General features: G+C 61.0%; 18 protein-coding genes. 5 read left to right on the forward strand and 13 right to left on the reverse strand.

The window, feature by feature from the left end; genetic code table 11:
* Positions 1–130: 130 nt before the first annotated feature.
* The 9 genes from abaF to AC07XF_RS10660 form a co-directional block, all read right to left on the reverse strand.
* The gene (gene abaF / locus AC07XF_RS10620) at positions 131–1525 is read right to left on the reverse strand and encodes a fosfomycin efflux MFS transporter AbaF (RefSeq protein WP_495026437.1); all 1395 of its coding nucleotides are present in this window, start codon (positions 1523–1525) and stop codon (positions 131–133) included.
* Positions 1526–1597: 72 nt separating this feature from the next.
* A complete protein-coding gene (locus AC07XF_RS10625) occupies positions 1598–2515 on the reverse strand; it encodes a dihydrodipicolinate synthase family protein (protein WP_007997732.1) in 918 nt (305 codons plus the stop codon).
* A 126-nt stretch (positions 2516–2641) separates the two neighbouring features.
* Entirely contained in the window at positions 2642–3670 is a 1029-nt protein-coding gene (locus AC07XF_RS10630; protein WP_008018645.1) for a trans-3-hydroxy-L-proline dehydratase, read from the reverse strand.
* 157 nt (positions 3671–3827) lie between these two features.
* Entirely contained in the window at positions 3828–4550 is a 723-nt protein-coding gene (locus AC07XF_RS10635) for an amino acid ABC transporter ATP-binding protein (protein WP_495026438.1), read from the reverse strand.
* Positions 4543–5193: an amino acid ABC transporter permease gene (locus AC07XF_RS10640; protein ID WP_414873032.1), complete on the reverse strand. Its 651-nt coding sequence runs from the start codon at positions 5191–5193 to the stop codon at positions 4543–4545. The genes AC07XF_RS10635 and AC07XF_RS10640 overlap by 8 nt, the downstream gene beginning before the upstream one ends.
* Before the next feature lie 10 nt (positions 5194–5203).
* Positions 5204–5869, reverse strand: coding sequence for an amino acid ABC transporter permease (locus tag AC07XF_RS10645; protein ID WP_495026439.1), 666 nt, complete (start codon positions 5867–5869; stop codon positions 5204–5206).
* The gene (gene lhpI, locus AC07XF_RS10650; RefSeq protein ID WP_495026440.1) at positions 5862–7640 is read right to left on the reverse strand and encodes a cis-3-hydroxy-L-proline dehydratase; all 1779 of its coding nucleotides are present in this window, start codon (positions 7638–7640) and stop codon (positions 5862–5864) included. The genes AC07XF_RS10645 and lhpI overlap by 8 nt, the downstream gene beginning before the upstream one ends.
* Positions 7641–7650: 10 nt before the next feature.
* The gene (locus AC07XF_RS10655) at positions 7651–8469 is read right to left on the reverse strand and encodes an ABC transporter substrate-binding protein (RefSeq protein WP_495026441.1); all 819 of its coding nucleotides are present in this window, start codon (positions 8467–8469) and stop codon (positions 7651–7653) included.
* Positions 8470–9102: 633 nt separating this feature from the next.
* The gene (locus AC07XF_RS10660) at positions 9103–11076 is read right to left on the reverse strand and encodes an alkyl/aryl-sulfatase (RefSeq protein ID WP_495026442.1); all 1974 of its coding nucleotides are present in this window, start codon (positions 11074–11076) and stop codon (positions 9103–9105) included.
* 137 nt (positions 11077–11213) lie between these two features.
* On the opposite strand from AC07XF_RS10660, the gene AC07XF_RS10665 reads away from it, so the two are divergent.
* The 4 genes from AC07XF_RS10665 to AC07XF_RS10680 all read left to right on the forward strand — a co-directional run bounded on the left by AC07XF_RS10665 (position 11214) and on the right by AC07XF_RS10680 (position 16114).
* Positions 11214–11882: an ABC transporter ATP-binding protein gene (locus AC07XF_RS10665; RefSeq protein ID WP_495026443.1), complete on the forward strand. Its 669-nt coding sequence runs from the start codon at positions 11214–11216 to the stop codon at positions 11880–11882.
* 1 nt (position 11883) lies between these two features.
* Positions 11884–14355, forward strand: coding sequence for an ABC transporter permease (locus tag AC07XF_RS10670; protein WP_495026444.1), 2472 nt, complete (start codon positions 11884–11886; stop codon positions 14353–14355).
* Positions 14345–15418 carry a lipocalin-like domain-containing protein gene (locus tag AC07XF_RS10675; protein ID WP_495026445.1) on the forward strand — a complete coding sequence of 358 codons (1074 nt, stop codon included), beginning with the start codon at positions 14345–14347 and terminating at the stop codon, positions 15416–15418. The genes AC07XF_RS10670 and AC07XF_RS10675 overlap by 11 nt, the downstream gene beginning before the upstream one ends.
* A gap of 117 nt (positions 15419–15535) precedes the next feature.
* Complete coding sequence (locus AC07XF_RS10680; protein ID WP_495026446.1) at positions 15536–16114, forward strand: hypothetical protein; 579 nt, start codon at positions 15536–15538, stop codon at positions 16112–16114.
* A 447-nt stretch (positions 16115–16561) separates the two neighbouring features.
* On the opposite strand, the gene AC07XF_RS10685 is transcribed toward AC07XF_RS10680, so the two are convergent.
* The 4 genes from AC07XF_RS10685 to AC07XF_RS10700 all read right to left on the reverse strand — a co-directional run bounded on the left by AC07XF_RS10685 (position 16562) and on the right by AC07XF_RS10700 (position 21363).
* A complete protein-coding gene (locus AC07XF_RS10685; protein ID WP_495026447.1) occupies positions 16562–17083 on the reverse strand; it encodes an Hcp family type VI secretion system effector in 522 nt (173 codons plus the stop codon).
* Between the two features lie 356 nt (positions 17084–17439).
* Positions 17440–18819 (reverse strand): 2-oxoadipate dioxygenase/decarboxylase HglS, encoded by a 1380-nt coding sequence (hglS, locus tag AC07XF_RS10690; protein WP_495026448.1) that lies wholly within the window; start codon positions 18817–18819, stop codon positions 17440–17442.
* Between the two features lie 110 nt (positions 18820–18929).
* Positions 18930–19886 carry an alpha/beta fold hydrolase gene (locus AC07XF_RS10695; RefSeq protein WP_495026449.1) on the reverse strand — a complete coding sequence of 319 codons (957 nt, stop codon included), beginning with the start codon at positions 19884–19886 and terminating at the stop codon, positions 18930–18932.
* A gap of 22 nt (positions 19887–19908) precedes the next feature.
* A complete protein-coding gene (locus AC07XF_RS10700) occupies positions 19909–21363 on the reverse strand; it encodes a flavin-containing monooxygenase (RefSeq protein ID WP_495026450.1) in 1455 nt (484 codons plus the stop codon).
* 199 nt (positions 21364–21562) lie between these two features.
* Here AC07XF_RS10700 and AC07XF_RS10705 point away from each other — a divergent pair, with 199 nt between their 5' ends.
* Positions 21563–22636 carry a diguanylate cyclase gene (locus tag AC07XF_RS10705; RefSeq protein ID WP_495026451.1) on the forward strand — a complete coding sequence of 358 codons (1074 nt, stop codon included), beginning with the start codon at positions 21563–21565 and terminating at the stop codon, positions 22634–22636.
* Positions 22637–22729: the final 93 nt, after the last annotated feature.

A 22729-nucleotide genomic window follows, 5' to 3' on the forward strand; every position in this document is an offset into this window, starting at 1 on the left:
GGGGTAGCAACACAAAACCTCTGTAGGAGCGAGCTTGCTCGCGAAAAACGCAAGGACAACGCTTCCCTTCAGACAACACGCGTTATAGTTGACGTCCATCGCGAGCAAGCTCGCTCCTACAGGAATTTATTCAGGCCAGAGAATCGGCCCGGCGTGGGCTAGTCGGGGTTGGGTCCAGCGCAGCAACCCGCGCCGCCGACTCGGCATCCACCTGGCGCAATGACTTGCCACGGGTCTCGCGGGTCAGGCCGACAGCCACCACGGAAATCAACGCGGCGCCCACCAGATACCAGGCGATCGGAGTCGAGCTGTGGTACTTGTTGAGCAAGGTGATGGCGATCAGCGGTGCCAGGGATCCGGCGAAGATTGGCGCCACCTGGTAGCACAGGGACAGAGCGGTGTAGCGTACGTGGGTCGGGAACAGTTCAGCCATCAGCGCCGAGTAAGGCGCATAAGTCATCGACTCGATGGCCAGGCCCAGGGTGATGGCAGCCATGATCAGCCAGTTGTTGCCGGTGTCCATCATCGGGAAACCGATGAAGCCCCAGAACGCTGTGAGCACCGCGCCGGTCAGGTACACCGGCTTGCGCCCGACGATGTCCGACAGATAGCCCATCAGCGGGATCAGGAAAAAGTGCACCAGGTGCGCGCCGAACATCAGCAGCAGAATTTGCGAAGTGTCCTTGTGCACCACCAGTTTCAGATAGGTAATCGAGAACGTCACCACGGTGTAGTAGAGGATGTTCTCGGCAAAGCGTGCGCCGATTCCCACCAGCACCGAACGCCAGTGATGACGCAGCACTTGCACCACACCGAGCTGTTGCTGTTTGGTCTGTGCCTGACGGGCCTGGGCTTCCTTGAAGATCGGCGCGTCATCGACGCTGGTGCGAATCCAGTAACCGATCAACACGACTACCGCCGAGAACCAGAACGCCACGCGCCAGCCCCAGGCAAGGAACTGTTGCTCTGACAGGTTCGACGACAACAGCAGTAGGGCGACCGTGGCCACCAGGTTGCCGGCCGGCACCCCGGCTTGCGGCCAACTGGCCCAGAAGCCGCGACGATTGTCCGGGCAGTGTTCGGACACCAGCAGAATCGCGCCGCCCCATTCGCCACCGAAAGCGAAGCCCTGGATCAACCGCAACAGCACCAGTAGCACCGGCGCTGCGTAACCGATCTGGTCGAAGCCAGGCAGGCAACCCATCAGGAAGGTGGTGATGCCGACCACTACCAGACTCAGTTGCAGCAGGCGTTTGCGGCCGAATTTGTCACCGTAGTGACCGAATACCAAACCGCCCAACGGCCGGGCGAGAAAGCCGACCGCGTACAAGGCGAAGGCAGCGATGATGCCGTCGATGGGGCTGTCGGTCTGGCGGAAAAACAACTGGCCGAAGACCAGCGCCGAGGCGGTGCCGTAGAGAAAGAATTCATACCATTCGGCGACGGTGCCTGCCATGGCGGCGGCCACTACGCGTTTGAGTCCCGAGGGTGTGGTTGCGCTTTGCGTGTGTTGAGGATTGGACATGCTGACGTTCCTTGTTGAGGCGCAAAAAACGGGCAGCCGGGCCGGGTCCGCATAGACCCGCCCGGCAATCACTCAGAGACCGACGTCCGGCAATTCCGGGCGGTTGGCCAATGCCTTGGCCATGATCTGCTCGACGAACACGCGGTCGGCTTCCGGCAGGGCCAGGCGTGGCGGACGGGTCAAGGCGCTGCCGCGACCGGCGATGGCTTCACACAGCTTGATGCACTGCACCAGGTCGGCACGGGCATCGAGGTGCAGGATCGGCATCAGCCATTCGTAGATCGGCATGGCTTCGGCGAAACGACCGGCCTTGGCCAGGCGGAAGATGGTTTCGCCTTCTTTCGGGAACACGTTGGACATGCCCGAGACCCAACCTTCGGCACCCACGGCGATGCTTTCCAGCACCACGTCGTCGAGGCCGGCGAACAGCACGAAACGGTCACCGACTTCGTTGCGCACGTCGATGAAGCGGCGGGTGTCGCCGGAAGAATCCTTGAAGCACACCACGTTGTCGCAGTCGGCCAGGGAAATCAGGATGTCCGGGGTGACGTCGTTCTTATAGATAGGCGGGTTGTTGTAGACCATCAGCGGCACGTCGGCGTTTTTCGCCACGTAGCGGTAATGCTCGGCGGTCTCGAACGGCTTGGAACCGTAGACCAGCGCCGGCATCAGCATCACGCCATCGACGCCGACCCGGCGTACGGCATTGGCGACCTTGGCCGCTTGTATGCTGGTGAACTCGGCTACGCCGCAAATCACCGGTACGCGACCACGGGCGGCATCGACAGCGACCTCAGTCACGGCGATTTTCTCTTCGGCGGTCAGCGAGGTGTTTTCACCTACCGAGCCACACACCACCAAGCCGGACACGCCGTCGCGGATCACGTTGGAAATCACCTGATGGGTTTTTTCCAGGTTGATGGAGAAGTCATCGTTGAATTGAGTGGTCACCGCTGGGAAGACGCCACTCCAGTTAATGCGCTTGCTCATTGTTGCCTCCGGTTCGTTAATTGTATTTCGTATACGATATTAAAAATGACAATGCTCGGCTAGTGTTTTTTTGGGTTTTCAGGGGGTTTTACTGGCCGTTGGTCTGGGTGTTCAGAGATTTCGTGATCAGGCGCCGGGCCAAGTGTCGGACAGGCGATAGCCTTGTGGCCACGGATCGCTTGGGTCGAGCAGCAATTGATGGGTGCCGGTGATCCACGCCCGGCCGGAAATGCACGGGTAAATCGCAGCGCGGCCGGCGACTTCGGTCAGCGAATCAATGCGGCAGTGGAACTCGGAGCCGATAATCGAACGGCCGACAAAGCGCTCGCCAACCTGCATCAAGCCTTTGGCCTGCAACACCGCCATGCGCGCCGAGCAACCAGTGCCGGTGGGGGAGCGGTCGATCTTGCCCGGTTGAATCACCACCGCATTGGCGCCGGTGGCGATGCCGTTCTCATGGACGATGGGCGCGGCAATCTGGCAGAAGGAAATGTGCGACCACTCGGGATTCAGCGGATGCACGAAGCCCAGTTGTTCGTTGGCCGCTCGAGTGATTTTCAGCCCGACCGCCACCAGATCGGCCGCTTCATCCGGGCGGATGGAGAAACCCAGGCCTTTGGCATCGGCAATCACAAAACTGTCGCCACCATAAGCAGTGTCAACCTTCAGCGAGCCGATGCCTTCGACTTCAATCCACGCATCCAGTCGATCAGCGAAGGACGGCACGTTTTTCACTTCCACCCGTTGCACCTTGCCATCCCGGCAGTCGGCCACGGCTTCGATCAGGCCGCCGGGCGCTTCCAGCACCAGGCGGGTTTGCGGCTCGGTCATGGGCAGGATGCCGCTGTCGAGCAATACGGTGGCGACACACAACGAGTTGGAACCGGACATCGGCGGGGTGTCCGCCGGTTCCATGATGATCCAGGCCATCTGCGCCCGTGGGTCCTTGGCCGGGACCAACAGGTTGACGTGGCGGAACACGCCACCGCGGGGTTCGTTGAGGACGAAGTTGCGCAGGGTTTCGTCCCGGGCGATCCAGCGCGACTGTTCCCACACGGTGGCGCCGGGCGGCGGGGCGACACCGCCGACGATCACGTCGCCGACTTCGCCTTCGGCGTGGCAGCTGACTACATGAATGACTTTCGATGAGCGCATGACTTGATCCTTGTTTTTTCTGTCAGGACCTCGATCACTGTAGGAGCTGGCTTGCCAGCGAAGATTGCAAGGACGACGCGTTTATCCAGCATGCACGCGTCATCGTTGACGTCCATCGCTGGCAAGCCAGCTCCTACAGGATTGCTTTGGCCTTGGGTTATTTCACTGATTTCAGAAACGCTGCAGTCTCCGCATGCACCGGATTGCCAATCACCTGATCCGGCGAACCAATCTCATGCACCAGGCCATTGCGGAAGAACGCCACACGGTCGGACACGTCCCGGGCAAAGCGGATTTCGTGGGTCACCAACACCATAGTCATGCCGTCTTCGGCGAGCATGCGCATGGTGTCCAGCACTTCACCGACCAACTGCGGGTCGAGGGCCGAGGTGGCTTCGTCAAACAGCATGTAGTCCGGTGACATGGCCAGGGCGCGGGCGATGGCCATGCGTTGTTGCTGTCCACCGGACAGCTTGCCAGGGAAGGTCTTGAGCTTGTCGCCCAGACCGACGTGGGTCAGTTGCTTCACCGCTAGCTCTTCTGCTTCAGCCTTGCTTTTGCCCAGCACTTTGCGCGGCGCGAGCATGACGTTTTCCAGCACCGTCAGGTGCGGGAAGGCATTCCATTGCTGGAACACAATGCCGATTTTCTGCCGCAGGCGATTGAGGTCGGTGGCGCTGTGATGGACCTCGACGCCGTCAACGCGGATGTTGCCTTTCTGGATCGGTTCCAGGCCGTTGATGCACATCAGCAAGGTCGATTTGCCGGAGCCGGAGCCGCCGATGATCGACACCACCTCGCCCTTGTTCACCTTCAGGTTGACGCCCTTGACCACTTCGAGGTTGCCGAAGGATTTATGTACGTTGTCGATCTCAATCATTTTCTTGCCACCTTCTTTCCAGACGAGCGCCCAGGCGTGCGACCACCAGGCTCATGACGTAGTAGATAAGGCCCGCGATGCACAGCACCAGCAACGGTTCCTGGATGCGGGTGACGATGGTTTGCGAGGCGCGCAGCAGTTCGACGATGCCGATCCACATCACCAGCGCGGTGTCTTTCATTACACCGAGCACCAGGTTCAGCCAGCCGGGGAACGCTACTCGGGTGGCCATCGGCAGGACGATCCAGCGCAAGTCCTGCAAGAAGCTCAGCCCCAACGAACGGCTGGCCCGGCGCACGGTGAACGGCACCGCCAGCACGCCGGCACGCACGATCTCGGTGAAGTACGCCGCAGCGTAAACCCCCAACACAATGCAGCCGACGCTAAAGGCGCTGATGTTCAAACCGATGATGCTTTTGAGTGAGTTGAACAGCACGAACTGGATCAGCAACGGCACGCTGCGAAACACGTCCAGCACCCAGGCCAACGGCAGACTGGCCCGTGGCAACAAGGCCCGCAGCAGGCCGAAGAACAACCCGGCCAAGGAGCCGAGAATGATCGACCAGAACGTCAGTTGCATCGTGACCCATGCACCGTTGAGCAGGAACATCAGGTCATTCGAGGAAAAATCGGTGGAAAACATGGACAGCTCCTCAGTAACGGAACAACCGCCAGGCCATCAGCCGGGCTGCCGCGACGATCGCCTTGGCAATCAAGTAATACAGCGCCGCTGCGATAGCGAAATACTCGAAGGTGCGGAAGGTTTTGACGTTGTATTCCTGGGTCACACCGGTCAGGTCATTGTTTAGCCCGACGATTACCCCCAGCGACGTCATCAACACCGCCCAGACCATCTGATTGGTCAGCGGGTAGAACACGATCCGCAGCAGTTGCGGGACGATGATCATGCGGTAGGCCTGGAAGGCACTCATGCCGAGGGAACGCGCCGCACGCACCTGCGTGTCAGGCACGGCCTTGAGGCCGCCGCGAAAGTTCTCCGCCAGATACCCGGCATTGTTGAAGGTGATCCCGGCCAGCAGGGCGAACCAGGAACTGACGTGCAGGTTCAGCGAGCCGAGGCCGAAGTAGAGGATGTAGATCTGGAACAGCGACGGGGTGTTGCGGGCAATCGATACCCAACCGTTGCCGAACCCGCGCAGTAATGGGTGTTTGGCCTCGCGCATCACCGTCAGGGCCAGGGCGATCAGCACGCCGAAGATCATCGACAGCGCGGCGGTTTCGAAGGTGACGATGGCTCCGGCAAGCATGTCCGGCAGGGCGCGCAGGGCGGAGCGCCATTGGAAGCTGTAGTCAAACATGCGCAGGGCTCTCCAGTAGGGCAGCAGGTTGTAACCAGGCCGGCAAACGTCCGCTGGCCGTTGCGGTGCAGGCCGCGTCGACGCATTCGGCAAGGCTGGCGAAGTGCACCTTGCGGCCGACCAGGCCCGGTGCGTAGTGGGCGTATTTGCCCGAGTTGGTCATCAGGGTTTTAGCCGCCAGGGGGATTACGGGTTCGCCGAGCATGCACCAGCAGGTGTCGGTGACCAGGGTCGCGCCAAACGCTTCGATCACGGCGATGTGCCCGGCCTCGCGGGCCTGCTCCAACACGGCACGGCCGCAGGTGATGGCAAGCACCACATCCGGGTGTCTTTGTCGTCCCCGGCACAGTCGCGCCAGGTGAGCGAACTCGCTGAGGGAAAAGTGCGGGTTACCCAGCGACACTACATCCACCCGGTTATCGCGAGCACTGTTGAGTTCGCGCCAACTCGACAGCAGGTCCTTCAGACGGATTTTTTCCACGGCAATGGAAGTGTCCGCATCCAGCACCTGTGCCGGGTCAATGGCCTCCGGGGTGACCCCGGCGATGTGGAACAGTGGCGCCGCAGAGGTGGTGGCGAAGGCCGCGCCAAAGGCTTTGAGGTCGTCCAGGCTCGGCTTGCGTTTTTCCAGTCCCAGCACCAGCGGCACGCGACTGCCGGCCAGGGCACCAATGTGGTAACCCAGCAGCGGGTAGAAGGCATCGTCCAGCTCACCGAGGGCAGGCAACTCGATCTGCAACCGGGCCTTGCGTTGCGCGTCCAGGTGGCAGCCGATCAGCGGGGCGCGACCGGTGAGGGCGATGCAGATGTCCAGGTAATCCGGGTATTTCAGGGTGCGTGCACCGAGCACGCTGTTGGCGTAGACCACTGCGTTGGATTCTGCCCAGACGATTTGCTCGCCAGCTTTCGGTGCCGTGTCGAGCAGGTACGGCGCGCAGGTGAAACTGAGATGTGCGCCCATCGCCATATAGGCATCGCCCAAGGCACTGGCCGGTTCACCCAATGCCGGGTCGATACCCAGTTCGCGCCAACGGCGCTGGTCGACGGAAATTGAATTGAGGGTGGTGGGCACTCGCACTTTTGCTCCCCATTGCACCAGTTGCTCGGCAAAGCGCAGGCTCGCCGGTCCGGTGTAAATGCAGCCGTCGATGTGTGCTTGAGTGACATCCACCAAGTGGTCGGCACCCTGCAGTTCGGCCATACGCAGGACGATCTGCATGGCCATTTGCGCGGCCTTGCCATGCCGGCCATCGAGCAGCGCCCGATCGTGCTCGGTGAGCCTGATCGAGGCGGTGCTGTCAGTGTCTGGTAATGGGCTGTCGAGCGCCTGCCAGGCGTCGCCCGGCAGGTGATCGAACAGGCTCAGCGTTGCATTTTCGACCCGGGCGAAGGCCTGGCCGCGCAGGGCGGCGAAGGCCTCCCGACCGATGCATAGCACCGGCAGGGAGCGGGCAAAAATGGTCTGCGCCACCAGCACGCCCAAGGTCAGGATCTCGTCGGCTTCGGCCAGCACCAATGCCGCCGGTGCATGGCCGTTGCTGATCAGTTCCATCAACACACTGCTACCGGTGCACGAGCCGCGACCACTGGGAAGCGCCAGCACGCGGCCGGCCAGGTGTTGGCCGCTGAGCGGGTGATGGCGGTCGATGACTTCACCCGTGTAGGGATCGACTCCGCCCCAGAAACTCAAGCCGACATCGGCGAACAGCAGGGCGCCTTGCGCGGCACCCGCCACCAGGCTGCGTCCGGTCAGAGAAATTGGCCTAGGCATGCCGGACATCTCAGTAGTAGACCTGAGGCACGGTCAGGTTGGTCGGCGTGATCTCGGTGCCGACCCATTTAACGAACAGCTCCTTGTAGCGACCGGTGCGCACCTGTTGGTTGACGAACAGGTTGAGGTAGTTGAGCAGGCCGTACTCGCTGCGCTTGGCACCCAGGGACACGTAGTCGATGACATACGGGGCGTTACCGGCGACTTTCAGGTTTTTGTATTTGCCCGACTTGAGGGTGGCGGCGGCCACGGTGTTGGTGACCACGGTGGCATCGATGTGGCCTTGGGCGATAGCTAGCAGGGTATCGCTCTGCGACTGGTAGGCTCGGAAGCTGCCCGAGCCCCAGTTCTTCACGTCTTTCTCCAGGGCGATGGCTTCATAGGTGCCGCTGGTGTTGCCCACTGCTTTGCCCTTGAGGTCGTCGAAGCCATTGATGCCGGTGTCGTCGCGGGTCAGCACTACCATCTGGAAGGCAAAGTAGGGCACGGTGAGGCCAACGGTCTTGGCGCGTTCGAGGGTGTCGGAGGTGGACGCGACGATCACGTCAGCCCGCCCGGAGACCAGTGCCGGAATGCGATCCGGGAACGGCGTTTCCACCACTTCGGCCTCGACCCCGAGGATCTTCGCCAGGTCGCGGCAATAGTCCACATCGAAGCCGGCCGGCGAATTGCTGGCATCGCGAAAGCCCATGGGCGGGAAGTCCAGGGTCACGGCGCAGCGCAACTTGCCCGAACCGATGATGTCGTCGAGTTTGTCGGCCTGGGCAGTGGCGATGAAGGAGGTACTGAGAACAGCGCTGAGGGCTACGGCAAATGCGGGGTTTTTCATAGAGGCCTCGTTGATGTGAAATGCTGTTGGATATCGTATTGGGGATTTCGTATACGATATTAACAATAGCAATCAACGTGCCTATTTCCAGTCCGAGGGGTGAATTAGTTGTCAGGCCTTGGCGTAGAGGTTTTGTAGCGGTGCAACCCGAGGCACGGTGACGCCAAGGTATCGGGGGCAGGTGTTACATATGGGAGCAGCGGTAGCGCGGGCGCCCCTTTAAGGAACACTGGTCAATGCTGTGTGCGGCCTTGAACCACCGATGTCAGAACGATCGCTGAAGATCAAAAGATCGCAGGCTTCGCCAGCTCCTACACCGACCGCGTACAGCAGCTATTAACGGACATACGCCAATTTCTGCGAAGAAACACGACGATGATCGCGATCAGGCCGACAGGTAGGCCGCCTCGCTTTTGCTTTTGCTTTTGATTCTCTTGCCCCCTCGTGAGGCTTCGTTCCGGTTCTGCGTAGTGGGCAACCCGGCATGGATGCCCGATGGCGGCGGGCTCTGTAGGAGCGAGCTTGCTCGCGAAAAACCTGAGAGCACCGCGGGGTGTCAGGCTCCCCGCATTATCGTTGACCTCCATCGCGAGCAAGCTCGCTCCTACAGGGGATCTGTGTGCGAGCCTGGTTTCACGGGGTGACGATATTGAACTGCGGCGCAAACGTGTCGAGGCTACTCATCAACTCCCCGAGCTTCTTGCCATTGCCTTGCAACTTGATCAGGCCTTTCTGGATCGCCGTCGGGATATCCAGTTGCTTGAGGCTGATCTGCTCCAGCGTTGCCTTGCTCATGCTCACGCCGGCATCCGCCTTGGCGTTGAGGCCGGCACGGTGGGTCAGCACGCCATTGCGCAGGGTCAGGTTGAAGTCCTTGTTCTGATCCTCGAAGGTCCAGTTCAGGGTCAGGTCATGGCCCACGGCTTTTTCACTGTCCAGACGCACCGCCAGGAAGTCGAAAAACATCTCCGGGCTCATCGCCCGCACCATGTCCACCGACACCGAGGTACCGGCGTGGGGCGGCACGCCGGTGCGCAGTTCCATGGCACCGGTGAGGTACATGTTGCGCCAGGTGGCGTTTTCGCTTTGATAACCCAGTTGCTCCAGCGCCTCGGCCTGGGCTTTGCGGGCGTCGCCGTTATCCGGGTTGGCAAACAGCAACTGATTGCCCAGTTGCGCGGCCCAGCGGTACTCACCCTTGGCCATTGCCGCCTGCATTTTTCCTAGTACCGCCGCTTCGCCACCCATGGCCTCGACCGTGTGCTTCGCCGTTTCCACTGGCGGCAACGGATTGAGGTTGGCCGGGTTACCGTCATAGAACCCCATGTAGCGTTGATACACCGCGCGGGTGTTGAAACTCAGTGAACCGTAGTAGCCGCGGGTGTACCACTTCTGGTCCAGGTCGCCGGGGAGTTTCTTGATCGAGTCAGCGATTTCAACTGGCGTCAGGCCCTGGTTCAGCAGGTGCAAGGTGCGGTCATTGAGGAAGGCGTACATGTCGCGCTGGTCGGCGAGGAACGTGCGGATGCGTTCGCCGCCCCAGGTCGGCCAGTTGTGCTGGGCGAACAACACGTCGCTCTTGTCGCCGTACCGCGCCAGGCTGCTGTCCAGGTACTCGGCCCAGGCCTTGGCGTCACGCACTTGCGCGCCGCGCGGGGTGAGGATGTTGTGCATCATTTGCGTGGCGTTTTCCGCCATGCACAAGGCGCGTAATTGCGGCAGGTACAGGTTCATTTCCGCCGGCGCCTCGGTGCCCGGGGTCAACTGGAATTCCACATCGAGGCCGGCGATGGTGCGGGTTTCCAATTCTTTGTCGATCAGATCGGTGGGCGGGATCAGGGTGACGGTGCCGCCGCTCGGTGTGCTCTTGCCCAGGCCGGCATCAACCTGGCCTTTTTCGCCACGGGGCAGCAGGCTGCCGAACTGGAACTGCGCGCGGCGGCTCATGGCGTTGCCGGCGTAGACGTTCTCGCTCATCACGTGTTCCATGAAGCCGGCGGGGGCGAATACCTTGACCTTGCCGGCCTTGACGTCGGCTTCGTCGATGACCCCGCGCACGCCACCGAAGTGGTCGACGTGGGTGTGGCTGTAGATCACCGCCACCACCGGTTTGTGCGGACGGTTCTGGTAGTACAGTTCCAGTGCAGCCTTGGCGGTTTCGGCCATGGTCAGCGGGTCGATGATGATCAGCCCGTCGTCGCCTTCGATGATGGTCATGTTGGCGAGGTCAAGGCCGCGCACCTGATACAGCCGTGGGCTGACTTCGAACAACCCGGCATGGGCGCTGAGCTGAGCCAGGCGCCAGAGGCTCGGGTTGACCGACTCGGGGGCCTGGTCTTTGGCGAGGAAGTCATAGGCCTGGATGTCCCAGATGACCTTGCCCGAGGCGTCCTTGACCTGGCCCTTGAACGGCGCGATCAAACCTTTCTTGACCGACTCGTAGTCGGTGCGGTCGGTGAAGGGCAGTTGTTGCAGCACGGCAGCGTTACTGGCCGTGGTCTGCGGGCTGGCCGCGACCGGTCCATCGGCGGCGACCACCGATTGCGCAAGGCAGGCAGTGATCAGGCAAGCGAGCAGGCCACGAGGGCTCAAGGTGAAACGAGGCATGGCGTCTCCGTTTTTTATCGTTATGGTTAGACCAGCTTCGAGGGTAGGACGGGGCTCGGGCAGGGCGATCATCAGCAACGGACAAAAAACATTCAGGGCCGCTATTCTTGGGCCACGCATATCCAGCAGGTTGACCCATGCTTGAAGTCCACGGCGTTTTCAAAAGCTACGCCACACCGCAAGGGCCGCTGCCGGTGCTGCAAGGCGTCGACCTGACGCTCAAGCCCGGCAGCAGCCTGGCGCTGATGGGCGAGTCGGGCAGTGGCAAAAGCACTTTGCTGCACCTGATCGCCGGGCTGGACAAGGTCGATCGCGGCAGCATCCGCAGTGGCGAGCATTGCCTGGAGCGGATGAATGAAGGGCAACTGGCGAACTGGCGTCGTACGGAAATCGGCCTGGTGTTCCAGCAATTCAACCTGATTGGCAGCCTGCGGGTCGAAGACAATCTGGCGATTCAGGCGCGTCTGGCCGGGCGCCACGACCCACGCTGGCAGGCGCATCTGGTGCGGCGCCTGGGCTTGGGCGAGCTGCTGCGGCGCTATCCGGAGCAACTGTCGGGCGGCCAGCAGCAACGGGTCGCGCTGGGGCGGGCGTTGGCGTCGCGCCCACAATTGCTGCTGGCCGACGAGCCCACCGGCAGCCTCGATGAAACCACCAGTGCCGAGGTGTTGCACTTGATGCTGGAATTGCTCGACGACAGCCCCACCAGCCTGTTGATGGTCACCCACAGTCCCGGCGTGGCGGCACGGCTGGCGGAAAAAGCGCTGCTGTGCGGTGGTCGTCTGTCTGGTGCGGACGAGCGCTGACATGCGCATCTTTGGCGAAACCCTGCGCGCGCTGCTCAGCCATTGGCGGCAGCATCCGGTGCAGTTTTTCAGTGTGCTGACCGGGCTGTGGCTGGCTACCAGTCTGTTGACCGGCGTCCAGGCGCTCAACAGTCAGGCGCGCGATAGCTATGCCCGGGCCAGTCAGTTGATCGGCGGCGAACCCCAGGCCAGCCTCAGTGCGCCCGGTGGCGGCACGTTCCCACAGCAATGGTTTATCGATCTGCGTCGCGCAGGGTGGCCGGTGTCACCGGTGCTGCAAGGACGGATCACGCTCAAGGGGCATGAAGAGCAGCGCTTGCAGTTGATGGGCATCGAGCCGGTGTCGCTGCCGGCGGGTGCGGCGGTGGCCGGGCAGTCGTTGGCGATCGACCAGGTCGTCAGTTTTTTCAGCCCGCCGGGAAGTACCTGGATTTCGTCGCAGACCTTGCAGGCACTGGGATTGCGCGAAGGTGACCGGCCATTGAACCTGACTGGCGTGGCACTGCCACCGCTGCATGTGCAGGCTGATATGGCTCCCGGTGTGCTGCTGGTGGACATCGGTTTTGCCCAGCAGATTCTGGGCCTGCCGGATCAATTGTCGCGACTGCTGTTACCGAAGGATTTCACCGCGACGCTGCCGGATCCGTTCAAGGGACAGCTGCAACTCAATCGCGCCAGCGAAGAAAACAACCTGGCGCGCCTGACCGAAAGCTTTCACCTGAACCTCGATGCCCTGGGGGTGCTGTCGTTCGTGGTCGGCCTGTTTATCGTGCACGCCGCCATCGGGCTGGCGCTGGAGCAACGGCGCGGCTTGCTCCGGACCTTGCGTGCCTGCGGTGTGAGTGCGCGGATGCTGGTGGCTTGTCTCGCCATCGAATTGGCGGGATTGGCCCTGATCGGCGGTGTGGCCGGAGTGGTCAGCGGTTACCTGCTGGCCGGCGTGCTGTTGCCGGATGTCGCCGCCAGCCTGCGTGGCTTGTACGGCGCCGAAGTGGCGGGGCAGTTGAGCCTCAGCCTGTCATGGTGGTTCAGCGGTATTGGCTTGAGTCTGATCGGCGCGTTGCTGGCCGGGGCCAACAGTTTGTTACGGGCGGCGGGCTTGCCATTGCTGGCACTGGCCGACCCGCAGGCCTGGCATCAGGCCCATGCACGCTGGTTGCGACGCCAGGGGTGGGTGGCGGCAATGGCCGGGGTGACAGGGCTGCTGGCGTTGATTTTCGGCGACAGCCTGGTCAGTGGTTTCGTGCTGATGGCTGCGCTGTTGATCGGTGCCGCGCTGGCGTTGCCGGTGGTGCTCAGTGCGCTGCTCAGTCTCGGCTCGCAGCGCAGTCGCTCGGTGCTTGGCCAATGGTTTGTCGCCGATTGCCGCCAGCAACTTCCGGCGTTGAGCCTGGCATTGATGGCGCTGCTGTTGGCCATGGCGGCAAATATCGGTGCCGGCAGCATGACCGCGGGGTTCCGCCAAACCTTCAGCAACTGGCTCGAACAACGGCTGACGGCCGAGCTATACCTCAATCCACAGAACCCGGCTCAGGCCAGGGAGCTGCACAGCTGGCTCAACCAGCAGCTGCAACTGGCGGCGGTGCTGCCCAACTGGCAGGTTTCGATCCAGTTGCAGGGCTGGCCGACGGACCTGTCCGGGATCATCGACCACCCGACCTATCGCCAGCACTGGCCGCTGCTCGAAGCCTTGGGCGACGACCCTTGGGAGCGACTGGCCAAGGACGATGCGGTGATGCTCAGCGAGCAACTGGCCCGGCGCCTGCAAGTGCAACTGGGCGATCACCTGACGCTGCCGACGCCAACCGGCCCGTGGTCGCCGAGAATCGTCGGGATCTATGCCGACTACGGTAATCCCAGGGGCCACATCCTGGTCAACATCAACCACCTGTTACGCGGCTGGCCGCAACTGACGCCGAACCGCTTCAACCTGCGCATCGAACCGGCGTCGATCCCGGCGTTCGTCACGGCGTTGCAGGCGCGCTTTACCCTGGACGACAGCCGCATCGTCGATCAGGCGCGGCTCAAGGGCTGGTCCACGCAAGTATTCGAACGCACCTTCGCCGCCACCGCCGCGCTCAACAGCCTGACGTTGTGCGTCGCCGGCGTGGCGCTGTTCATCAGCCTGTTGACCCAAAGCCAGAGCCGTCTCGGACAACTGGCGCCGCTGTGGGCACTGGGCGTGACGCGTCGGCATTTGATGTTGCTCAACCTTGGGCAGACCTGGTTGCTGGCGCTGCTGACGTTGGTACTGGCGTTGCCGTTGGGCATCGCCCTGGCGTGGTGCCTGGACACGGTGATCAATGTTCAGGCCTTTGGCTGGCGTCTGCCGTTACGGGTGTTTCCACTGCAATTGCTGCAATTGATGGGGCTGGCGCTGGTGGCGACGTTACTGGCCTCGGCCTGGCCGTTGTACCATTTGTACCGCACGCAACCGGCGGACCTGCTGCGGACGTTTGCCCATGAAGATTAAGGTCGGCGTATTACTCCTTGCGCTGCTGTCGAGCGGTTGCGATCAACCGGCGCCGGTGCAAAAAGGTTTTGCCGGGCTGGGTAATCAGGCCGATGCGTTCACCCCGGTGGTGCCCGGTCGGGTGTTCAGCTTCCCGGCGGATCACGGCCCGCATGACGGTTTTCGCATCGAATGGTGGTACGTCACGGCCAACCTGAAGGACGATCAGGGTCATGAGTTCGGCGCGCAATGGACGTTGTTCCGCAGTGCCTTGAAAGCCACCCCCGAAGGGGCGGGATGGCAGAATCAGACGATCTGGCTCGGCCATGCGGCGGTGACGTCGGCGACCGTGCATCACGCGGCCGAACGCTACGCCCGCGGCGGCGTCGGTCAGGCCGGTGTCAGCGTCGCGCCGTTCAATGCATGGATCGACGACTGGCAGTTGCGCAGCCAGGCGACTGTCGAAAACCCGTTCGCCGACCTGCAACTCAGTGCCCGCGACCAGCATTTCAGCTACCGGCTGCGGTTGACCTCGACAGGTCCGCTGGTGCTTCAGGGGGACCAGGGGTTCAGCCAGAAATCCGAACAGGGCCAGGCCTCCTACTACTACAGCCAGCCGTTTTTCCAGGCCAGCGGCACGCTGGAAATCGACGGCAAAACCTTTCAGGTCAGTGGCCCGGCCTGGCTCGACCGTGAATGGAGCAGCCAGCCCCTGACGAGCAACCAGACCGGTTGGGACTGGTTCTCCCTGCACCTGGACAGCGGCGAGCAGGTGATGCTGTATCGCATGCGACAAAAGGACGGCGAACCTTATCTCACCGGCACCTGGATCGACGCTCGGGGGCAGACACAGTTGCTGCACGCCGACGACATCAGCCTCACGCCGCAAGACACCGCCCGAGTCGCCGGACGCGAGATGCCCATTCGCTGGTCGATCAAAATCCCCGCCAAACACCTCGATATCGCCATCACCGCGCTCAATCCCAAGGCCTGGATGGATTTGCGCATTCCATATTGGGAAGGCCCGGTGCGCCTCAGTGGCAGCCATGCAGGGAACGGCTATCTGGAAATGACCGGGTATTAGAAAATCAGCGGCCCGCCACGACCACTCGCTGAACAGCGTCTATGCTCATCGCACACATGGCGTTGAGCCTGGTTTCAACACCGTCTGTTGCCATCTATCACAGGGAAAGTTCTGCCTATGAAACGCCACGCACTGACCAAAGCCATTACCCTCGCAACCTTGCTGTCTGCCGCCAGTTTCGGCGCGGTTGCCGCCGAACTCCCGTTGTCCGAAGTTGTGGTGGTCGATCAGGTCGCCACCAAAGTCGTTTCGGTAGATACCGCAAACCGTATCGTGGTCCTGAAAGGCCCGCAGGGTAATGAATTCCCTGTGCAACTGACCGAAAAGGCGAAAAACCTCGACAACCTCAAGGCCGGCGATACGGTCGACATCAGGGTCACGAGCGCCGTTGCAGCCTACCTCGACACCGATGTCGACAAAGGTCTGCCCGGCACCGCCGAAGCCACCGGTGAAGTGCGTGCTGCGCCAGGTAGCGCCAACCCGGGCGGCGAAGCTTACCGCCAGGTGAAAGTGCAGCTGAAAATCACCCACATTGACCTGAAGAAAAACCAGGTGACCTTCGAAAATCCGCAAGGCAAGTCCAAGAAAGTCGATGTCAAACGACCTGAGGTCCAGGCCAAACTCAAGGACTTGAAAGTCGGGCAAAGCGTTAATGTGGTTTACACCGACATATTGACGGTGACCAGCAAGCACTGATATTGAGTAATGGCTCTATATGGGCTGATTGTTTTTGTGCAAGTGTTGTATAGGAACAATCAGCCCGTATGGTCGAACTGGTGAGTTTAGAACTCCGGGTGGCATAGTATTTAAGTCGACATTTTGTTAAACATTGTGTCGATAAATTTCATCTTCGTACTGCGGACATATTAGTTCGCTTCTACTAAAATACTTTCCGTTCGCCCAGTGTCAGGGCTCTTTACCAGTGCATGGATTGCCGAGGCCATTGCACTGGGCGAACACTTTCTTTGCTGTATTAAAAGTTTCGGTTATAAAAATGGGCGACCTGTAGGTCGCCCATTTTTTTGTCTCGCCTTGGCTGAATGACCCGGTTCTTTTTATTGATTTGAGAGGGGGTGATCAGCCATGGTTTTTATTGACTTGAACTACATCGGTCAAAGGGCTGATGTTCGCATCCTGTGAGACTTATCCGGCGGCGACCTGAGTGCGCCAGTCATCTTCGCCCGTCGTGTTGGAGTTATGGTGCGTCCAAGTGATTTTCCGATAGGAAAAATGTACGTCTTCCAGATGGGTGAAATGTGCGGTCGCCGGGTCCTGGCAGTTGTGCATGTAGTCCTTGATATTGACGATGATCGCGTCTTCCAGAACCGTTGAGTAATAGTGCTCTTGCGTGCCTTGAGCCGACGTGCGGAACCACTGGATTTCGACCTGGGGCAATTTCTCGCCCGTACACAGGGCCGCCAGTAGCAGTGGCGAGGACTTGTCGAACACTTTGGTGATCACGACGGGTTTGTGAATGCGTTGACCGGTGGGTTGGCCGGACTGTGGGTCACGCGGGATGATCACTTCGTGACTGAAGCCCTGGACCATGACCTGATCCTCGTGACCCTCCTGGTAGATGTTGCCAACGGAGTCAGCGGTAAATGCACCGGCGGTGATCAAACCTTGTTTCTCGCCCGTGATGGACATGTACGCGGGTGTAGCCATGCAGGCTCTCCTTGCTCAAACGTGAGGTTGCCCGTAAGGCAGCATTGCCTTCTGGGGACCTGACAGGTAACAAGGACTGTGCCACGACTTGTAAAATCGATATAAATCATATGGTTATGATTTTATCTTGGGGGTTTTCAGGTTTTTCAGTAAAAAAACGCGAAAAATTACGCAAGAACCTGCACAGCCTTGCGCAGGTTCTTGCGTACCGGGTTGAAGGGCCTGACAAGCAGGCACTTCAGCGTGAAAAGAAGCGTTGTCACGGATTCGACCGGGCGATTTCTTGCACACCAAGACACTGCGTCGTAACCGAGGCAACCCTTCGGTTCACCCGCCGAAACCTGTCGTGTCGAGGCCTACTGGCCCAACGCGGCGAAACACTGTTCGATCGAACGCCGTTGGCTCTCGGCATACAGCTCCAGCTCATCGATCGTCGAGCGCCCCAGGGCCTGTTCGAACGCTTGCTGGTTGGCATGCGCGCCGTAACGGGTTTGCGCCGCGTCCCCCAGGTTTGACTGAAAGATTCCCGCCGCGCTGACCGGCAGGAAATCTTCGTACACCAGTGGTTCAACCCGCAGGTAGCCGCTGCTGAGCAGGTCTTCCAGGGGCGCGTTTTTCAGGTCACCCGCCGCCAGGCCTTTTTCCGTCACGAAGTAACGAAAGTAAGCCAGGCCCTGTTGGCGCATGCCTTCCCAGGTGTCAGGAAACTCGCTGAAATGCCGCGCCATCAGGGCGTTATAGCGCGCGGCGTTGGCTTCGTTGGGGAAGTCCTTGAGTTCGTCCCGTGCGGCATTGAGCAAACGGTCGTAAAGGGCGCGGCCTTTGGGCGTGAGGGCGGCACCGCGCTGTTCGATTTCGCCGAAACGGGCACTGTGGCTACCGCGAGCCTCGTTTTGATCGGTGAAGGCAATCGGCTCGTCCAGGGCCTTGAAACTGGTCTGGCGCAGCAGGATCGGGCACTGGCGGCGGGGCGGGCCTTCGATCACCGCTTTTGGGGTAATGTCGTGAGCCGGCATTTGCGCCTGCACGATGTCGATGTCCAGGGTCCGCGGTGTCAGGTGGTTGATGTGCGGGCCCTTGAATGCCACCACGTCGGCGATCAGACGATGCTGGTCGCTGAGCTTTTGATATTGCTCGGCAGTGACGGTGGCGCTGTGGTGCCAGCGGAACGTCTCCAGTGCCTGTTCGACGAATTCCCCGGCTTCCTGCTCGGTCAGGCCACCCAGGGATTCGGCACGCTCGATGAGCGTGAGGGCCGCGGGGGTGAAGATCGAGCGCTGGTCGAGTATCGACTGGGCGAACGCTCGCAGCGCCAGGTCTTCGATCAATTCCAGGCGCAACAGCGAGGTGAATACCCGGAACGGGCTGACCTGCAACGACGCTTCATGCACCGCGCGAAACGCCGTGGAATGTACCGGCACGCCGGCCGGTGTCAGGTCGTAGTAACCCACCGGTTGCATGCCCATCACCGCAAACAGGCGGGCGAGGGTCGCCAGTTCATCGGCCGTTCCGACGCGGATCGCACCATGACGCTCCAGGTCCAGTCGCTCGATTTCGCCGGTGCTCTTGAGCTGCTGCAAGATTTGCGGATTGCTGTCCAGCACGTGGCGGTTAGTCTGCTCCACCAGTTCCATCAACGCGCCGTACAACGGCACTTCCTCGCGATACATGTCGGACATCGCTTTGGAGAAGCGTTGGCGGATCAGGTCAGGGCTGATGAAGTTCGGGTGGTTCATGAACAGGATTCCTGGCGCGGTGACGTAAAGGATGGACGAAAGATCGCAGCCTTCAGCGACGCCGACAAACGAAGTTTCTGACGAACTTCATTCTGCAAAGGACTGTATGCCTAATGCAGCCTTTGATCCTGCGGGCTCTCCGAGCGCAGCGATGCCAAAAACTCCCGATACAGGCGCGCCGAACCGGAGGGCGCTTCCACCATGGGCATGTGCCCGACGGCGTCCCAGATATGCACGCGCAGGTCGGCGATGCCCTTGCTCCAGACCGCCACGCTGCTGACATCGATCAGCCGGTCCTTGCGCCCCCACAGCAACAGCGCCGGGGCGGTGATGTCGGGCAGGTGCGGTTCCATCGGCGGGCTGGCGCGGAAATCCCGGAAAATTTCTTCCAGTTCCTCGCAGGACTGTTCATAGCGCTGGGCGACGGCATCGAGCACGAGCTTCGGTACCCAGGGCGGTGAAGCCATGGTCATGGCGTAGAAGCGCTGGAATTCTTCCCGCGAGTGAATCAGGAACGGGTTGTGGCCCTTGGCCAAATGCCGCTCAAGATCACTGGGCTCGGGCGAGGTGACCCCGGACGGGTCGATCAGGGCCACGGACACAATGCGCTCCGGGTAAGTGGCCGCGAGCCACGCGGCCATATAGCCGCCCATGGAGTTGCCGATGACATGGACTTTCTCGACTCCGCACACATCCAGCAGCTGGATCATGCGCTTGGCCTGCAGCGGGATGTCGTAGCCGCCGCCCGCCTTGAAGCCGGTTTCGCCATGGCCGGCGATGTCCGGGATGATCACCCGATGGCTACCGACAAAGTGCCGGGCGAAACGCAGCCAGAGGTTCTTGTCGGCGCTGAAGCCATGGAGCATCAGCACATTGCTGGTGGCTTCATACGGCCCGCCTTGCCAGGTCGAGACGGTCATCTCGGGGATGGGCACGACAATTTTGTGCAGCCGGTACAGCTTGGCCTCGACCGCCATGTTCAAGTCATAGAGCCAGTAGCCGATGGCCGGGTAGGTCAGCCAGCTCCAGGCGACGAAAACTGCGAGAACGACGAACAACAAAAGCATCACGCGTCTCCCTTCTATCAGCTCAGGACAAAATGTGATCGGCGGGTTTCAGCGCTCGGGTCAGGCGATGAAAGCTGAAGCTGAACCCCGGAAACATGGCAATCACATGACCGCTCTTGCTTTGATACCAACTGTGGCAACCACCGGACTTCCACACGGTACGTTCCATTTCCCGGTGAATCATTTCAGTGTAGGTACGTTCCGCCTCATGGCGAACTTCGATGCTGCTCAAACCTTGAGCTTTCAAGGTGCGAATGCAATCGAGGATGTAGTTCATCTGGGATTCGATGATGAACAGCGCCGAGGTGTGGCCGATGCCGGTGTTCGGTCCGGTGACGATGAACAGGTTGGGAAAGTCCGGCAGGGCGGTGCCCAGGTAGGCTCGTGGATACTGTGCCCAGACATCCTTGAGACGGGTGCCGTTTTTTCCCGTAACCGGGTAGGAAATCACGCCGTCGGTGGCGTCGTAGCCGGTGGACCAGACGATCAGGTCCACGCCGATGTGTTGGCCATCGAGGGTCACGATGCCGGTTTCGTCGATGGACGCGATGCCTTGCTCGCGGCTGTGCAGCGTCACGTTGCGCCGCGCCAGTGCCGGGTACAACGTGCTGGACAGAATCACCCGTTTGCAGCCGATGGTGTAGTCCGGTGTCAGTTTGCGCCGCAGTTCGGCATCCGGCACCTGGCGTTTGAGAAAACGCAGGGCCTGGCGCTGGACCATGCGCACGGCCGGCTTCGAATACTTGAAGGCAATCACCCGGGTTTCGAATTGCCAGTAGATCCCCCAGCGCAGCAGCTTGTAGGCTGGCTTGAGCCCCAGCAGCCAGCGCTGCAAGCGGCCAAAGCTGCGGTCAGCCCGGGGCAACACCCAGTGGGGGGTACGCTGGAACACATGCAAGTGCCCGACGTCCGGCGCAATGGCTGGAATGACCTGGGCCGCACTGGCGCCGCTGCCGACGATGGCCACGCGTTTTTGCCGGTAGTCGTAGTTGTGATCCCAGTTGTTGGTGTGAAACGTCTTGCCCTGAAAGCGTTCCTGTCCGTCGAAGTGCGGAACCACCGGTTGGCTCAGCGGCCCGGTGGCGTTGATCAGGAACTGCGCGCAAAACGTGCCTTTGCTGGCGGTGTACAGCGTCCAGCGCTTGTTGGCGTCGTCCCATTCGACGCGCTCGACATTCGCGTCCAGTTCCACCTTGTCCCGCAGGCCGAAGTGTTCCACCACATGGCGCGTGTAGCGGTGCAGTTCGGCCTGTTCGGCGAACATTTGCGTCCAGCGATACGGGGCGAAAGACAAGGAGTACAGCGGTGAGGGCACATCGACCGCCGCGCCGGGGTAGGTGTTCTGGCACCAGGTGCCGCCGAAGAAATCCCGTCGCTCCAGCAGGCGAAAATCGTCGATGCCGGCCTTGAGCAAATTGATTGCGGCGCATTGGCCGCCAAACCCGCTGCCGATGATCAATACTTGAAAGGTCTGCATGGGCCTCCTCTTATGGTCATTGATCAACTCCTTCTTTCATGTATAGCCGTTTCTGGAGACGAGGCTTTTGCTTTTATGCGAGCGTGATGTGCGGGTATTCAGCCCGCCGGCCGGTGATGGCTATTTGATCTCGCCCTGTTAGACTCCAGCGCATAGGCACAGGCTGTTATCGCATTCCGTCGAGTGGCACAGAGGCCTTATGAAAAAAACGGGAGGAAAGGGATTCTCATTGGCCAGGAGGCTCTATACATCGCGAATTCTGGGGGTGGCCCTGGGATTGGTGTGCGTGAGCGCGGCGATGTATCCACTCGACCCGGCGCCCTGGGTCTGGGGATTCATGTGGTTCAATGGCCTGGTCTGGCCGCACCTGGCGTACCAATTGGCGCGCCGGGCCAGAACGCCTTATCACGCCGAACACCGCAATCTGCTGATCGATGCTTTTCTCGGCGGCTTCTGGATTGCCGCCATGCATTTCAATCCACTACCCAGCGCGACCACCATTTCCATGATGGCCATGAACAACGTCGCCATCGGCGGCTTGCGCTTCCTGCTGGCCGGGACTGCCGCGCAAGTGCTGGGCCTCGGTGTTGGCTTGCAGATTTTCGCCCCGGCATTCATTCCCGCCACCAGCCCGATGCAGCTTTATGCCTGTTTGCCCTTGTTGTGCCTGTATCCGTTGGCGCTGGGCTGGATCTGCTTCCGCCAGGCCCATACCCTCGGCCGTCAGAAGCGAGAACTGCTGGCCCTGAGCCGCACTGACAGCCTGACAGGCCTGCTGAACCATGGTGCCTGGAAGGACCAGCTGGAGGTCGAGTTCCAGCGTTGCAAACGCCAGCAAAAGGGCGGCGCGATCGCGCTGATCGACATCGACCATTTCAAGGTCATCAACGACACCTACGGCCATGTTGCCGGCGACATCGTTTTGCGTCAGTTGAGCAAAATGCTCAAGCAGAACCTGCGAGCGACCGATGTGGCAGGGCGCTACGGCGGTGACGAGTTCTGCGTGATCCTTCCCGACTTGCCCCTGAACCGCGCCGCCGCCGTCATGGATACCCTGCGCGATCGCTTCGCCACCTTGGGGTACGAGCAGAACCCGGCGCTGAAAGTCAGCCTGAGCATTGGATTGGCGTCATTCAACCCGGCCCACGCCGACGCGACGTTTTGGCTCAATGACGCCGATCATGCGCTATACGAAGCCAAGACCACCGGGCGCAATCGCGTGATCTGTTGCGGTAACGGGAAACCCCATCACGAACTGCTCGACTCGGCCTGACCGTCCACTGCAAAACCTGTGGGAGCGGGGGGGGGGGGGGGGGGGGGGGGGGGGGGGGGGGGGGGGGGGGGGGGGGGGGGGGGGGGGGGGGGG

Source organism: Pseudomonas sp. GW821-FHT01C01 (assembly GCF_059422645.1).